Raw genomic sequence first — 15,306 nt, forward strand, 5'->3', positions numbered from 1 at the left:
AAGCCGGCCACCGCTCTTAGCGGGTGAGGTCATAAGAATAATCCGTCACCCCCGTCTCGCTTGTCTCGCGATCGAGTTTGTCGAAGATCTTGTCGAGGATTGTCGTCAGTACGCGCAACCCGCCTTGGTAGCCCATGAGCGCAAAACGATGGTGGTGGTGCCGGTCGAAGATCGGAAACATCAGCCGGATCAGCGGCGTGCCGGTGTCGCGCTCCAGATACTTGCCATAGGAATTGCCGATCAACAGGTCCACGGGCTCGGTGAAGAGCAGCGATCGCATCGCCCACAGGTCCTTGCCCGCCCAGACTTGAGCCTCCTTGCCGAAGGGCGAGGATGCAAGCAGCTCCTTCATCTGGTCTTCCCACGCCTTCGTGCCGTTGGTGGCGAGGCAGTGAGTCGGCTCGCCGCCTGTCTCCATGATGAAGCGGGCCATGGCGTGGACAAAGTCCGGGTCGCCGTAGAGTGCGTATTTCTTGCCGTGCAGCCACGATTGGCTGTCGGCCATGGCGTCAACAAGTCGGCCGCGCTCCAGCCGGATTGCCTCGGGGATTTCCTTGCCGGAGATCGCGGAGACCTCCACGAGGAATTCGTCGGTCGCCTGGACGCCCAGCGGGTAATGGAACGAGGCTGTGGCCTGGCCGACCTCCTCGCAATATTCCAGCGTCTTTCGGGTGTTGTAATGCTGTAGCGAAAGTGTCGCCTCGGCGTTGAGTGCGTTCCTCACGTCTTGGATTTTCGTGCCGCCGTCATACATGCGGTATTCGCCGTCCGATGGTGTGTCGAACTGGTCAGAGGCATCTTGGATGAACGTGTAGGACACGCCCATCAGATCGAGCAGGCGTTTGAGTTCCCGGTTGTTGCCAACGCAAAAGCCGTCGAAGCCCGGAATGATGTTGATCGTCCCTGGGGCTTCCGTTCGCTCCTGGCCTTTCCAGAAGTGTTCCAAAATGCCCTTGACCGTACCATCATAGCCGTCGATGTGGCTGCCGACGAAGGCCGGCGTGTGCGCGAAGGGCACGTCGAAGTCGCGCGGGACCGAGCCTTCTTCCTTGGCGTTCTCTATGAAGCTGTGCAGGTCGTCGCCAATGACCTCGGCCATACAAGTCGTCGACACGGCGATCATCTTCGGGTCATAGAGTTGATACGTGTTGGCGAGCCCGTCGACCATGTTCTTCAGGCCGCCGAACACTGCCGCGTCCTCGGTCATCGAGGAAGAAACCGCCGAAGCAGGCTCCTTGAAATGGCGCGACAGGTGCGAGCGGTAGTAAGCCACGCAACCCTGACTACCGTGCACGAAGGGCATGGTTCGCTCGAAGCCCGTGGCCGCGAACACCGCGCCGAGCGGCTGGCAGGCCTTGGCGGGGTTGATGACAAGCGCTTCGCGAGCGAAGTTTTTTTCCCGGTATTCCCAGGTCTCGGTGAACTCGCGTTGATCGGTAACGACCTGATCCTGGTGCGGACATTCGAAATTCAGCTTCTTCTCGGCCAGCATCTGCCTGTATTCCGGCTCGCGGAAGAGGGGCGCATGGTCGAGAATTTTTTCGGCCGACTGCGGCATGGTGGTCACCTCTTTTTCTATCTGACCGCGCCATACGGCGGGACAGGAACATCAAACGTTTCTGGTCTTCCGCGTATCACGGGGTCGCGGGGTTTATCGTCTCCTTGGGAAGACCAGGCTAAGGGCCTGGCATTTATTCGGCAGCCATCGCCCGTCCACGGCTCGGACGCCTTTTCCAAGGCGCCTCGAATAGGCCCCAGACCGGGTTGTTGATGGCAAGATCCACATCACGGGCGAAAACGGCAAAGCCGTCATAGCCATGATAGGGCCCCGAATAATCCCAGGAGTGCATCTGACGGAACGGTATGCCCATCTTTTGCACGGGGTATTTTTCCTTGATCCCCGAGCCTACGAGATTAGGGCGAACCCCCTCGATGAACTTCTCCAACTCATAACCGGTCACGTCGTCATAGATCAGCGTGCCGTTCTTCACGTAGTGAGCAGTGCGTTGGTAATCGTCGTTGTGGCCGAACTCGTAACCTGTGCCGACGATCACCATGCCGAGGTCCTCGTAGGCTGTGATGACGTGGCGGGGGCGCAGGCCGCCGACATAGAGCATCACCGTATTGCCTTCGAGGCGCGGTCGGTATTTGGCGATTACCTCTTCGACCAAGGGGCGGTACTTGGCGATCACCTTTTCGGTCTTCTCCTCGATTTCCGGCCCAAAATGCTTGGCAATCTTGCGCAGGGAGGCTTCGATCTGGGAGGGACCGAAGAAATTGTACTCCATCCAAGCGATGCCGTACTTTTCCTCCATGTGTCGACAGATGTAGTTCATAGACCTGTAACAATGGATGAGATTGAGCTTGGCCTTCGGCGCGCGCTCTATCTCGGCGAGCGTGGCGTCGCCCGACCAGTTGCCGACCACGCGCAGGCCGATCTCCTCGAGCAGGATTCGCGAAGCCCAGGCGTCGCCGCCGATATTGTAGTCGCCGACCACGTTGACGTCGTACGGGCCACCCTCGAACTCGACGTCCCTCTTCTCGAACACCCAGTCGCGGATCGCATCATTGGCGATGTGGTGGCCGAGCGATTGCGAGACGCCGCGGAAGCCCTCGCAGCGCACCGGCACGATCGTCTTTTCGATCTCCTTGGCTTTCTTGCGCGAAACCGCTTCGGTGTCGTCGCCTATGAGGCCGATCGGGCACTCGGACTGCACGGTGATGCCCTTGTTCAACGGAAAAAGTTCTTCAATCTCGTCGATGATCTGTTCCAGCTTTTTGTCGCCGCCGAAAACAATGTCTTTCTCCTGGAAATCGGAGGTGAACTGCATTGTCCCGAACGTGTCGATGCCGGTGGTGCCGACATAGTAGTTGCGGCGCTGCGACCAGGAGTATTGCCCGCAGCCGACGGGGCCGTGCGAGATATGGACCATGTCCTTGACCGGACCCCACACCACGCCTTTTGAGCCGGCATAGGCGCAGCCGCGAATGGTCATCACGCCGGGAATGGACTTGATATTCGATTTGACGTCACATTCGGAAAGGACCTCCCCTTCCTCGCCGGCCTCGTCCCCGCTCTTTGCGACGTTGAGGTGCTTTTTGCGGCGCTTCGCCGTCTTGTCGGGATATTGCGACAACACCTCCTCGATAAGCTTCGCATGGAGAGCACCGTCATTTTCGTATTCCAGGCTCATGGGACCCCTTTCAAGGTTCGTGTGACGCCTCACCGGCGAGGCGCCGTTACAAAGGCGCGCTTGGTCAAGGCCGCACCTCAAGTCGACAACGCTCGTTACAGTGCGGCCGCCTTCGCCGTTTCCTTGGCTTGGAGTTCGGCAAGCATCTGCTCGTCTGTTTTCATGATGCCGAAGTCGAGCAGCATGTCCTCGAGCTCCTCCATGGTGATTGGGGTCGGGATGGTGCCCTGGCGCGAATTGGCATGGATCTTCTCGGCCAGCGCACGGTATTCCCCGGCCTGCTTTGAGTCCGGCGCATACTGGATCACCGACATCTTCCTGAGCTCGGCGTGCTGGACGATATTGTCGCGTGGCACGAAATGGATGAGCTTGGAATTGAGCTTGGACGCCAGTGCTTCGGCGAGGTCGAGCTCGCGGTCGGTTTGGCGCTCGTTGCAGATCAGGCCGCCGAGCCGCACGCCGCCCGAATGGGCGTATTTCAAAATGCCCTTGGCGATGTTGTTGGCGGCATAGAGCGCCATCATCTCGCCGGACATGACGATGTAGATTTCCTGGGCCTTGTTCTCGCGGATCGGCATTGCAAAACCGCCGCACACCACGTCCCCGAGCACGTCGTAGGAAACATAGTCGACATCATCGTAGGCGCCGTTCTCCTCGAGGAAGTTGATCGAGGTGATGACGCCGCGGCCGGCGCAGCCTACACCCGGCTCGGGGCCGCCCGACTCCACGCACTTGATGCCTCTGTAGCCGATCTTGAGCACGTCTTCGAGTTCGAGGTCTTCCACCGAACCTTCCTTTGCAGCAAGGTGCAGCACGGTATCCTGCGCCTTCGAGTTCAGGATCAGGCGGGTGGAGTCGGCCTTGGGATCGCAGCCGACGATGAGTATCCTCTGCCCGAGATCGACAAGGGCGGCGAGCGTATTTTGGGAGGTGGTGGACTTGCCGATGCCGCCCTTGCCGTAAAAGGCGATCTGACGCAGACCTGACATGTAGCTTTCCTTCCTTCGTTCCATTCATCGCGGCTGCCCGCGATATGAATGCCGGTCGGCAGCTTTTTCGCCGCCTCGTAATGCAAGGCTCAAAACTCGTGCCAATTTTATTGACCGATCGAAGAAAGTTTTTTGTTCTTCCTTTTCAGTTATTTGACCTGAGCAAAATAAGGGAATGGCTAACCGAGCCCGTGTCGCGAACCTGACAAGACCAACGAAACCTGTCGGAGAGCGTAAATATGACAGCCATACCTCACGCCGGGACCGAAAGGCACAAACGCTGTCGTCCAGTCCTCGTGAGTGGCACGCCTCCCCGGCCAATTTGCGCCGCCACAACTTCAATCCTGGATGACGCACCTGTCTTCTGGCAATAGTCGAGAACGCCACGGTTGCTGTCGTCGTCTGGCGGAAGTGAACCTTTAGTCAAGGTGCGCCCAGATATCTCCTTTGAACGCACCCTGATGGCGCAAGTCGAGTGATTTTGGGTCATTCGCGGATTATCGCTAACTATCGCTAACCCGCTCTACGTCACTGATTTCAAGAGAAGATATGTGTAACCCTCGCCCGCGCGAGAGAGTGGTGTCTCGATGCGCGTCGCATGGTCGGGGAGGGAATCTCGCCTGCGCAGGAGAAGCAGCGACAGAAGCGCCGCTTGAAGGAAGCCAAGAGTTTCGGTGAGTTCGGGGAGCGTTGGTTCAGGAAGCGCGTATGGCTGACAGTACACGCGCCATGCGCCGGGCGATCTTCGACCGCGACATTGTGCCGACCTGGAGAAGCCGGCTCCTCAAGGAGATCTCGCCGGACGATCTCCGGGGGCTCTGCAAGAAAGTGAAGGATCGAGGAGCACCGGCAACGTGCTATCCACGTCCGCGACATCGTCAAGCAGATCTTCGCGTTCGTGATCCTGCATGGCGCGACGATCCGCTTGGGCCTGCGACTCATACTGCTGACCATGGTTCTAAAAAGCGAATTGCAGGATGCGGTCTGGGATGAAGTCGATTTGCCGTGTGGAGTATTCCCAAAGAGCGCATGAAGCGCTCCAAGCCTCGTAATGTTTATCTGTCGCGCCAATCCGTCGATATCATGATCGCACTCAGGACATGCGCCGGGAACTCACGCTATGTTCTTCCATCGCGCTACGATGCTGACGCGCCGATGTCCCGCGCCACGTTTACAGAACGGTGGAAGGGCTGCTTGCCGACTTCCCCTCTCCGGTGTAATAGAATGTCGGAACTTACCTGTAATTGCCGACAGTTTGATACATGATCGGATCCCTTGAAACCTCTCAGCGCGATCTTGCCGTCAGTCTGATTGAGCACCACGGGATCATGCGCCTGTCGGATCTGAAACGCCGAGGCATCAATCCGGCTACACTTGCGCGTCTGGTAGACGAGGGCATCCTCCATCGCCCCTCACGTGGGCTCTACGAACGCGCGGATGCCGACGTCGACATTTCTCATTCCCTGGCCGAGATCGCAACCCGAGTTCCGAAAGGCGTGATCTGTCTCGTATCGGCGCTCCAGTTTCATGAGATCACGCTGCAGCTTCCGCGCAGCGTCTGGATCGCAATCGGCTCCAAGGACCGCAAGCCGACGATCGACTATCCGCCGATCCGGGTTGCTCGCTTCGGCGAAAAGGCGCTCACCATTGGCGTCAAGACCTACACCATCGATTCGGTGCCTGTCCGGATCTTTGATCCGGCCAAGTCGATCGTGGACTGCTTCCGCTTCCGCAATGCCGTCGGCCTCGACGTTGCAATGGAAGCGCTCCGCATGGGCTGGCGGTCCAGAAAAGCCAGGCCCGACGACATTGCCCGATATGCGCAGGCGCTGCGCATCTGGAGTGTCGTTCGTCCTTATCTTGAAAGCACAGTTGCTGATGAAGGATAGGCCGGCGAATCTTCCAGCATCGATTCTTGCTCGGCTCCGCAACATCGCGCGGGACAAGCAGACGGACAATCAGCTCATCCTGAGAAGATACGCCATCGAGAGGCTGCTTTATCGGCTGAGCATCTCCCCGCATCGAGATCAGTTCATCCTGAAGGGCGCGATGCTCTTCACAGCGTGGCTCAACGATCCGTTTCGCCCTACGCAGGACCTCGATCTTCTCGGATTCGGCAATCCAGCCGTAACGGCGATCCGATCCGTTTTCGAAACAATTTGCCGGATCGAGGCCGAAAGAGACGGACTGGTGTACGATGCGAACGGCCTGAGCGTCGAGGTGATCCGTGAAGGCCAGCAATATGGCGGCGTCAGGGTGCAGACGACAGCGTTTCTCGGGAGGACCCGGATACCGGTACAAGTCGACATCGGCTTTGGTGACGCTGTTACGCCGACGGCGCAGGAACTGGAGTTTCCGTCGCTTCTGTCGGCCGAGGGTCCTCGACTGAGAGCCTATCCCAGGGAAACCGTGGTTGCCGAAAAACTCCAGGCAATCGTCGTGCTTGGCCAGGCGAACAGTCGCACGAAGGATTTTTACGACCTGCTGGCGCTGTCGCGGCTGTTCGCGTTCGAAGGTGGATCTCTGGTCCAGGCAATCCGAGCGACATTTGAACGCCGTGACACGCTACTGCCAACGGAGACTCCGCTTGGACTCAGTACCGCTTTTGCCGAGGACAGCGAGAAGGCAAGGCAATGGACGGCGTTCTTCGGAAGGGAACCGCTTCTCTTGCAGCCATCGAATCTCCCGGCCGCGATCGTCGCGATTGGCGAGTTCGTTTTCCCGCCGCTCCAGGCTGCAGCCTTAGGCGACAGTTTCGAGCGTCATTGGCCGGCCGGCGGCCCTTGGACATAAAGCTCGGACTTGCTTTGCTCCACGGGCGGATCACGGCTCTCGAAATCGTTGCGGATCGATCGGCTGCCACGGCAGCGGATCAGCTTGGGGCGCGGAGGTGTCGACCTGTCGACATAGCACTTCGAAGTGCTTTTTCGCTAGGCCGATGCTTTTATTGCATTGCGGGATGACATTTGTGCGTTGCAATATCTGACGCGGAAGCTACTATGAGGGTGTCGGCGATCAACTCTCTCGATGCGATGCCGATCTTGAATGCGGCACACCCCCTCTAGTGCCGTTTTCGAATCGGGCCCGTTGCCACCTCCTCCCGGCAGCGGGCCTTTTCTCTCCAAGGCTGCCTTACTAAACTCACTCAAGTCAATGATTTTGCGCCGTTGGCACATTAGTAGTGTAAGAAGCGACGATAAAATCGATCTCGCCTTCTGGGTAGATGAGTTTGAGGTAGTTTGCCGCCTCATCATATGCCTGATGATCCCAGATGCCTTCGCTACCCAATCGGGTGAAAGGATCGACAAATACTGGGGGTCATCGATGAAAGCGTCGATGTGCTCAGGCGATGACCAGTGTGGACCATCAGAGCGGTACCGCCCCCGAGCACCCAATCGGGGACGGGTTGCCCTTTCGCGCGGAGTCGATCGAGCCCTGCTACTGCTCTATCGAGGAGAAGGCGCCAGTGAGACAAGTTCGCTCTCCAAATCCGGATTGTACTCACCCGTCGCGGCCTTCGTTGCCATGTAAGCCTTGGCGAGCTTGGATTTAGAGATACCGTGAGCGCTTGCAAATTGAAAAACGAGAAAAGGCTCCACGTCTGTGAAGAAAGTGGCGACATGGACGGGCCAGTCGTCCAGTTTGGCCTTGGCAATACACTCCCGCAGCGCCGCTACGCTGATATCCCGCTTGTAGGGCGCGTTGACCGTAGCCAATACAAGCCCGTCCACTGCTGAAAAGCCTTCAGCAGCGCCAATGATATGGGTTTTCGTAATCGCACGAACCATGCTGGGTATTTAGTTCTTTCGCCCGACAGAGTCGACCCACGGGCAATTTGGCATCGCGCCTCATTAATAGAATTCACCGCGGCACAACGACCCGTTCCGATCGTCAGCCCAAAATGCAAGGAACCGATCGACTCCCCCGCCATATCCAAGGGCCCGCCCCATGTTGAGGGGATAAGCATACGACGCTGATTTCGAGGGCCTCCCACGGCCGCCGCTTCGCCCATTGCGTATCGACGACTGCCCAGTCCAGGAGCCTGAACCTGAACCCCAGGCCTCTAATTCTCCCTCGCACCGCCTGACCCCCAGGATTTTGGAGCGTCCGGTGTGGTTCGAAGATGGCCATCGCGATCCGAGAACGAAACGCGGGGTTGTGAAATACCGAACGAGCAGCATTTCCTGATGTCCCCGGCATGCCGGGACATGCCTATCCAGGATCTCGTCGGATTGACGAGGAGGAAGCCTACGCGACCTTCTGCCATTTCAGCTGGCCAAAGACGAATGGCGAGTCCGTCTGCCCGCATTGCGGCCTTCTCGGCTGCTACGCGCTCCGCAGGCGCGCTTTCAAGTGCTCTGGCTGCCGCCGCGAGTTCTTACCGACGTGCCGAAAAGAGCGCAGAGTTCATTGACATGAAAAACTTATTTCGGCCCTTTCCCATTCGGCTACGCGCGGACGAAGCTGCGCTTCGGGTTCAGCATAAGTATCGTCTCCGTTCCACCACTTCTCCCTTCTCGCGGCCCAGCCCTGCCCTTGGTAGAGCTTCCGACATTTTCGTCCACCTTCTGACACAAGAAGGTCCGTCGAGTCGTCACGTGGAAACGCCTTGTATGTTTCCCGAGCATTAGCTGCCTGAGATGTTACAAGTTAGCCCGATGAGATCGCCGTCTTAGACGGAAGCCTTTCCTCCATGGCGACCCCGAAAGCAGGTCCCTCTACTCAAGTTAAAGTCGCTTCCATCCCTGCTGCAAGTCAGATGGCACGGCATTTGCGACAGCTCATTAGAACCATCGAACCACAAACAAAGCGACGAGCGAATCATTGGTGACTCCGTACAAGCGCTTGAGGCGACGGTGACTATCGCGGATAAACATCGGGAGGTCGTCCCCTCCAGGCGTCAGTGCTCGCTAGCTTTTCTGCGCAGTTGTGGTCGGAGGCCGACATCCAACTGCGCGGCATGCGCCCAATTGCTGCTTGCCGGTCCTCATCAGCATGTGAATGCCGAAGCACTGCATCGAAGGGTCACTCCAACCGACGTCGGCGCGCCACTGGCAACCATCTACAATAGGCAGAACCACTTTCGTGAAGCGAGACTCTTGCGCGACCTCAACGTTGCGGCGCCACACGGCTATTTCGAGATTGACACTGTCGATCACCACCACTTTCTCCTCGACGACAAGCAGCCAGTCATCCACATCCCTTCCAGCGCCACTTGCCGCAAAAGGGTTGCTCGATCCCGCCCAAATCACTCATATTGGCCAGGCCATTCGGATGACGAAGAGGGTGGGCCCAAGGCCTTCCCGTACCACCGGATGGAAGAGCGATTTGGAAGCCGCGAAGGCCTTCATCTCATGTCCGGCATGCCTGCCGAGTCGACGTTGCGTCGGCCCAAACCGAGAAGCCATGCCAGGTTTCTCCTAAAAGGAGCTACTTGATGACCATCACGAAGAAGGTCCCCTTCGTTACTTTTCGCACGCGTGTTCGCGATGAGTCCGTCGAGGGGCCAAATCCATACCGCTGGCAAGACAAGACATCCGACGACTATTTCGATGGCAAGCGCGTCATCCTGTTCTCGCTGCCTGGCGCCTTCACCCCGACCTGCTCGACCTACCAACTGCCCAATTTCGAAAAGCTCTATGACGAGTTCAGGAAGGAAGGAATTGACGCAATCTACTGCATCTCCGTCAACGATGCCTTCGTCATGAATGCGTGGGGCAAGTCCTTGGGGCTGCAGAAGGTCGAGCTTATCCCGGACGGCTCAGGCGAGTTCACGCGCAAAATGGGTATGCTGGTTGCGAAGGACAATCTCGGCTTCGGAATGCGCTCCTGGCGCTACGCCGCCCTGATCAACGACGGTGCGGTGGAGCAATGGTTCGAGGAAGAAGGATTCTCCGACAACTGCGAGACCGATCCCTATGCCGTCTCATCCCCGCAGAACGTTCTTGAAACACTGCAGGCCGCCGCATGATCAAGTGAGCGTCTGGCAATCCCATTAACGCACGGCCAAGAGCCTCCTCGATCGGAGTTTCGCGTTCAACATGCTGTCCTCGGCAAGGCTGCTTCAACGCCAGAAGCAATCTATGGTGGCATCGCCTCAGCTCATTGAGTCGATTCGCCTGTTGCAACTGGCTCGCGCCGAACTGCATCAATTTGTGGAGCAGGAACTCGAGAAAAATCCGCTTTTGGAGCCAGCTTCAAACGACGGTGAGGCTCTTGGCGACGTGCCGATTTCGGCAGACCAGTCCACCGGCGCACGCGAAAAAGACACGGATAGGCCGACGAGCGGGGCGGCCGCCGAGCGACTGGGGGAATGGAAATCGCTGCGCAACACGACGAACATGCCTGCGGATAATCGCCCTGCCCTGGACGAGTTCGCCGCCTGCGCAGAAACATTGCACGACCACGTCGCTGGTCAGATCGCGCTCACTGCATTGACACCACAGGAGCGGCTGGTTGCCGGCGAGCTCGCGGCACATCTGGAAGATACGGGCTATCTTCGGGTGGACCTTGTGGAACTGGCCGGGAAACTGAACGCCTGCGAGACGGATGTGGAACGGGTTCTCGCAACCTTGCAGCAGTTTGATCCACCGGGAATTTTCGCTCGCACTCTCAGCGAATGTCTCGAGATCCAGTTGCGTCAGCGAGACCGGTTCGACCCGGCAATGGCCGGCTTGGTTGCGAACCTTGAGATGGTTGCCAGACGCGATTTTCAGGCGTTGAAGCAGCACTGCTGCGTCGATGAAGAAGACCTTCTCGAGATGTTGCATGAAATCCGTGCGCTCGATCCCAAGCCTGGCAACCGATTCCAATCCGGAGCGCCCGAATCCATCATAGCCGACGTCTGGGTCACGCCCTCACCCGGAGGTGGATGGCAGATCGAACTTGATCCGGACGCATTGCCCAAAGTTTTGATCAACCAAACCTATTTCGCAGAAGTTTCGCGACACGCCGTCCAGAATTCGAAAGATCAGGCATTTCTGCACGAATGTCTGCAAAACGCGAATTGGTTAATCCGCAGCCTGGATCAGCGGGCCAAGACGATTCTTAAGGTTGCGACTGAAATCGTGCGCCAACAGGATGCCTTTTTCCAACATGGCGTGGCCCATCTGCGGCCTCTCAATCTCAGGACTGTCGCTGAGGCGATCAACGTGCATGAATCGACGGTGAGCCGGGTGACCTCGAACAAGTATATGCTTACCCCACGCGGGGTTTTCGAACTGAAGTATTTTTTCACCGTCGCGATTGCCTCCTGCCAAGGCGGTGACGCGCACTCCGCCGAAGCTGTCCGCCATCGGATCAAAGCGATAATTGCTCAAGAATCGCCCGGTGACGTGCTTTCCGACGACGACATCGCCGTCCGGCTGAAGGAAACCGGCATCAATGTTGCGCGCCGCACCGTCACAAAATATCGCGAGGCGATGAACATCCCCTCCTCCGTGCGACGGCGCCGGGAAAAGCGGCTATGGCTCATTGGCGATCAAGATTGAAGCGGGCGTCTGGCCCCTTCTCGGCGTCTATTAGCCGCCCTCGAAGGATTATGCAGTCACGGCGCCGGCCGGGGTGTCGTCGCGACGCTCGGCGGCAAGGTCGGATAGGTTACCTTCGGCTGATCCCCGGTGAGCGCCTTTAGGAAAGCGGTGATCTTGTCGACTTCCTCAGGGCTCAGCTGCGTACCAAGCTGGGTCGTGCCCATCACCGCCACGGCTTGCTCTAGATCCCATGCATGGCCGCTGTGAAAGTAGGGGGCGGTGAGTGCGACGTTCCTCAAGGTAGGGACCTTGAAGACATAGTCGTCATCCACCTTCCGTGTCACCTCGACGCGTCCCTTGTCGTCAGGCGGCAGGAACTCCCAGCCGGGCTTTTCGACCACCCCAAAAGGAGCATACATGCTCCCACCGAGGTTGATGCCGTTGTGGCAAGACGAGCATCCTTTGTCGGCGAAAAGCCTGAGCCCCTCCTTCTGTTCAGTGGTGAGTGCGTTTTCGTTACCCTCGAGATACCTGTCGAAGGGTGCGTTAGGCGTGATCAGCGTCGCCTCGAACACGGCGATGGCTCTCGCGATGTTGTCATATCTGAGGGGATCGATTTCATCAGGGAAGGCTTTGCCGAACGCCTCAACGTACCCAGGAATGCCCTTGAGCTCTTCGACGGCGTGCCCGGGAGTGGTCCCCATCTCCGTTGGGTTAGAGATCGGGCCGCCGGCCTGCTCCGTCAGATCCGCTGCCCGTCCGTCCCAAAACTGAGCGATGTTGAACACCGCGTTGAATACAGTTGGCGCATTGCGGCCGCCGCGCTGCCAGTTATGGCCAATAGAGGTGGAGCGGCCATCGCCGCCAGCACGGCCGATTTGATGGCAGGTGTTGCAGCTGATGTTGTGAGCTTGCGAGAGCCGCGGTTCGAAATAGAGCATCTTGCCCAACTCGAGCTTCTCTAAGGTCGCCGGATTGCCGTCCAGGTCTGCAGCACGCTTGGGAATGGGACTAAACAGCGATCTCGCAACATCCAGCAGGTTGTCCTGCCCCATGGCTGTGGAGGCAAGCAGGCAGCCTGTGAGTGCAGCACATAGAAACGCCAATCCCGCCGCCAAGCGGAAGACGGAGACAATAAATGTCTTAACGAAGCCCATCGACGTAAGTACCCACTATTGCTTTGGTGCAAGTTTCTAGGGATTCAAGCGAACTACCGCAGCGCCCGGACCGCGTCTTCGCAACTAGAGTTGGAAGTCATTCCTGAATTGCATGAATGCCCAAGACGGGGACTTTCCGGGCGAAGCCCTCGCGCCCCTCAAGGCGAATCTGAGGCTGACCAAAGATTGAGTCTCTTTCCGGTCGTATCATCCTTTTTCTCCATTTTGGTTTTGCGAGCGGACCCGTCGCGTTTCTTGTCCGCGGCGATCACATCGAATGGAAAACAACAAGGATCATGCCATTTCAGACCAACCGAGATTTTTCTCAAACTTGCAGCGGTTACGCTCGAAGAGCCTGTCTCGGTCGAGCTACAGTTGTCGCCAATCCGACAAAATCGACAGCGGAAAAGTCGGGAGTTTGGAGTTTGTGCGGCGACGGCTCCTAATCACGGCGGGCGCGGGTGTCTATTCATCAGCCGCGTCGAACTCTAAGTCTGCCGCCTGGGGCTGCGGAGTTATCTGTACACTCGGTTATGACGTCGATGGCGGCGAGGACCGGAGTCGCTGTCGCAATACCGCCTCGGCTTCGTCTTCAAAGCCCTCCCCGGCAATTTTATCTGGACTTCGCCTTCGAAATCGAAGCGGTCTTCAGGGCCGCGCAGACCTTCCAAGGAACCCCGGCGATAGAGTTCGCGTCTCAGTCGAGCCTAGCGATCTGGCCGCGCAGCTCAAGCAGCCAGGCAGCCGCTGTGACGCGATCGGCCGCGATTGCACAGGACCAGCCGGCGATCATTTAGCCGTAGCAGGACTTGCTACGAAAGGATTGCCGGCGTCCTTGTCGCCTCCGAGTTTGCTTCGGCTGTGCGCAGGGGCTATGTCGGATTTGAAGGCCTACAGGTTTGGCCGGTCAATTCCACCCTATGGCGCATCGACCTGGGGGAGGCATTGCGCCCACTACCTAGATTTGCGTGCCGCCGACTTCCTTTCGGGATTGCTGACAGCCTTGTGGCCGAGACCGCTCGACTTCGCCAGCGCCGACCGTTGGGCCGCATAGTTCGGCGCCACCATGGGGTAGTCGGACTTCAATCCCCATTTCTCGCGATATTCGTTGGGCGTCAGGCCGTAGTGGACGTTGAGATGCCGCTTAAGCGATTTGAATTTCTTGCCGTCCTCCAGGCAGATGATATGGTCGGGAAACACCGACCGCTTCGGATTAACCGCAGGCGCTTGGGCTGGCTTCTCTGGCTCGACCGCCTGCCCAAGATTCGACAATGACGAATTCACGCTTGCGATAAGCTCTGGCAGTGACGCGGGGGGAACGGCGTTTTTGCTGACATAGGCAGATACAATATCTGCCGTAAGTTCAATCAACAGGCCTCGGCTATTTGCGGTGTCCTCGTGCATTCAATTACTCCTATTGGGTGACAACACGGGGCACTCTTTTACCGGCTTTGTCGAGGAAGGCCAGCATGATCTGATTATATCGGCGTTAGTCCACCACTTCTGGCTATCGCAGCAGAAGATTCATTGGAGGCTTGAATGATCCGATAAAACTGCATTATGGAGCAGCCGGCCAGCTTGGCAATTCCTGCTGGGCCGAGGCCGTCGGCAAGCAGTACCCTGATAATCTCTGTCAAGCCGCTGTTTGCCATCTTATAGGTGCTGTTACGTTGTTCGATTTCCGTCGCGTCCGCGTTCCGTGATGAACCGCAGCCCCAATTTGAACGACCATGCCAAGGACGGTTAGCTCGATGTGAACCATATCGGCCCTCGTCAAAAATGAGGATCGAGCACCGCGACAAACGCGCCTTTCTGATGTGCTTATGCGCAGTGAATGGCTCACCATTGCGCGTTCAACAAAAGGGCTGGGCCGTCGTCAAGGAACTGCACGAATGCTTTGCACCTCCAAACCTTTCTTGCCCTGCGCGCACTCGATAAAAACCTTTTGTCCCTCCACGAGCTCGCTCACTCCACAGCGGGCCAACGTTGAGGCGTGGACGAATACGTCCTTTCCGCCGGCTTCAGGAGCAATGAAGCCAAAGCCTTTCTCGGCGTTATACCATTTGACGGTGCCGGCGCTTTCCGGCGCGGATGTCGAAGTGTTGGCCGTCTCCCGTGCAATCTCCAGGACTTGCGCGACCTGATGGCCTTTTCGCGTCTCCTCCAAGGTGACCTTGAGCCGCACTCCCTCTGGGACACTGCTCCTTCCAACCGCTTCCAATGCCCGAATATGCAGGTAGGCATCCCTTCCGTCCGAGATTCTGACGAAGCCAAAACCTTTGCTTGCGTTGAACCACTTGACCTCTGCTTCTACCGGCTTTGCCGTCGCAGGTGACGTTTGATGAAAGAAGCTTGGGACGAGGTCCTCTTCTGGAAAAGGAAAGGTCGTGTCCCGCTGAGTGGTGTAGCTCGGCGGTGACGAAGCCGCTCGCGAGCGCGCCCCTCAACAGCGCTGAAGCGAGCGAGCGGCGATAGCAGCGGTCATCGATGTTCC

At 57.9% G+C, this 15,306-nt stretch carries 13 protein-coding genes and 2 pseudogenes; 7 read left to right on the forward strand and 8 right to left on the reverse strand.

What is annotated here, in order from left to right:
- Positions 1 to 16 precede the first annotated feature (16 nt).
- The 3 genes from nifK to nifH form a co-directional block, all read right to left on the reverse strand.
- Entirely contained in the window at positions 17 to 1,558 is a 1,542-nt protein-coding gene (gene nifK, locus RFM41_RS31000; protein ID WP_320229533.1) for a nitrogenase molybdenum-iron protein subunit beta, read from the reverse strand.
- 133 nt (positions 1,559 to 1,691) lie between these two features.
- Positions 1,692 to 3,194: a nitrogenase molybdenum-iron protein alpha chain gene (gene nifD / locus RFM41_RS31005; protein ID WP_320229532.1), complete on the reverse strand. Its 1,503-nt coding sequence runs from the start codon at positions 3,192 to 3,194 to the stop codon at positions 1,692 to 1,694.
- Between the two features lie 95 nt (positions 3,195 to 3,289).
- Positions 3,290 to 4,183, reverse strand: a complete 894-nt coding sequence (gene nifH, locus RFM41_RS31010; RefSeq protein WP_320215360.1) for a nitrogenase iron protein — start codon at positions 4,181 to 4,183, stop codon at positions 3,290 to 3,292.
- A 553-nt stretch (positions 4,184 to 4,736) separates the two neighbouring features.
- Between nifH and RFM41_RS31015 the strand changes: the two are divergent.
- From RFM41_RS31015 to RFM41_RS31025, 3 genes and pseudogenes are all read left to right on the forward strand, one after another.
- Positions 4,737 to 5,356: pseudogene (locus RFM41_RS31015) on the forward strand (tyrosine-type recombinase/integrase); the annotation flags it as partial.
- 89 nt (positions 5,357 to 5,445) lie between these two features.
- Complete coding sequence (locus RFM41_RS31020) at positions 5,446 to 6,072, forward strand: type IV toxin-antitoxin system AbiEi family antitoxin domain-containing protein (RefSeq protein WP_320253080.1); 627 nt, start codon at positions 5,446 to 5,448, stop codon at positions 6,070 to 6,072.
- The gene (locus RFM41_RS31025; RefSeq protein WP_320319331.1) at positions 6,062 to 6,976 is read left to right on the forward strand and encodes a nucleotidyl transferase AbiEii/AbiGii toxin family protein; all 915 of its coding nucleotides are present in this window, start codon (positions 6,062 to 6,064) and stop codon (positions 6,974 to 6,976) included. The genes RFM41_RS31020 and RFM41_RS31025 overlap by 11 nt, the downstream gene beginning before the upstream one ends.
- A gap of 653 nt (positions 6,977 to 7,629) precedes the next feature.
- Here the strand turns inward: RFM41_RS31025 and RFM41_RS31030 are convergent.
- Positions 7,630 to 7,971: a hypothetical protein gene (locus tag RFM41_RS31030; RefSeq protein ID WP_189407090.1), complete on the reverse strand. Its 342-nt coding sequence runs from the start codon at positions 7,969 to 7,971 to the stop codon at positions 7,630 to 7,632.
- A gap of 410 nt (positions 7,972 to 8,381) precedes the next feature.
- On the opposite strand from RFM41_RS31030, the gene RFM41_RS34265 reads away from it, so the two are divergent.
- The 4 genes from RFM41_RS34265 (at position 8,382) to rpoN (ending at position 11,673) form a co-directional block, all read left to right on the forward strand.
- Complete coding sequence (locus tag RFM41_RS34265; RefSeq protein ID WP_430691581.1) at positions 8,382 to 8,597, forward strand: transposase; 216 nt, start codon at positions 8,382 to 8,384, stop codon at positions 8,595 to 8,597.
- Positions 8,598 to 9,180: 583 nt separating this feature from the next.
- Positions 9,181 to 9,621, forward strand: coding sequence for a transcriptional repressor (locus RFM41_RS34270; protein ID WP_430708742.1), 441 nt, complete (start codon positions 9,181 to 9,183; stop codon positions 9,619 to 9,621).
- The gene (locus RFM41_RS31040; RefSeq protein WP_320215367.1) at positions 9,621 to 10,154 is read left to right on the forward strand and encodes a peroxiredoxin; all 534 of its coding nucleotides are present in this window, start codon (positions 9,621 to 9,623) and stop codon (positions 10,152 to 10,154) included. Before RFM41_RS34270 ends, RFM41_RS31040 begins: the two co-directional genes overlap by 1 nt.
- A 70-nt stretch (positions 10,155 to 10,224) precedes the next feature.
- Entirely contained in the window at positions 10,225 to 11,673 is a 1,449-nt protein-coding gene (gene rpoN / locus RFM41_RS31045) for an RNA polymerase factor sigma-54 (RefSeq protein WP_320253077.1), read from the forward strand.
- A gap of 56 nt (positions 11,674 to 11,729) precedes the next feature.
- Here the strand turns inward: rpoN and RFM41_RS31050 are convergent, their stop codons facing one another.
- The 4 genes and pseudogenes from RFM41_RS31050 to RFM41_RS34275 form a co-directional block, all read right to left on the reverse strand.
- Positions 11,730 to 12,812: a cytochrome-c peroxidase gene (locus RFM41_RS31050; protein ID WP_320253076.1), complete on the reverse strand. Its 1,083-nt coding sequence runs from the start codon at positions 12,810 to 12,812 to the stop codon at positions 11,730 to 11,732.
- Between the two features lie 954 nt (positions 12,813 to 13,766).
- Positions 13,767 to 14,216, reverse strand: coding sequence for a Ros/MucR family transcriptional regulator (locus RFM41_RS31055; protein WP_320215370.1), 450 nt, complete (start codon positions 14,214 to 14,216; stop codon positions 13,767 to 13,769).
- A gap of 472 nt (positions 14,217 to 14,688) precedes the next feature.
- Positions 14,689 to 14,940 (reverse strand): cold-shock protein, encoded by a 252-nt coding sequence (locus RFM41_RS31060; protein ID WP_430708743.1) that lies wholly within the window; start codon positions 14,938 to 14,940, stop codon positions 14,689 to 14,691.
- Between the two features lie 9 nt (positions 14,941 to 14,949).
- Positions 14,950 to 15,108: pseudogene (locus RFM41_RS34275) on the reverse strand (cold-shock protein); the annotation flags it as partial.
- Positions 15,109 to 15,306: the final 198 nt, after the last annotated feature.

Source organism: Mesorhizobium vachelliae (assembly GCF_033977325.1).
In the GTDB taxonomy this organism is placed as follows: domain Bacteria; phylum Pseudomonadota; class Alphaproteobacteria; order Rhizobiales; family Rhizobiaceae; genus Mesorhizobium; species Mesorhizobium vachelliae.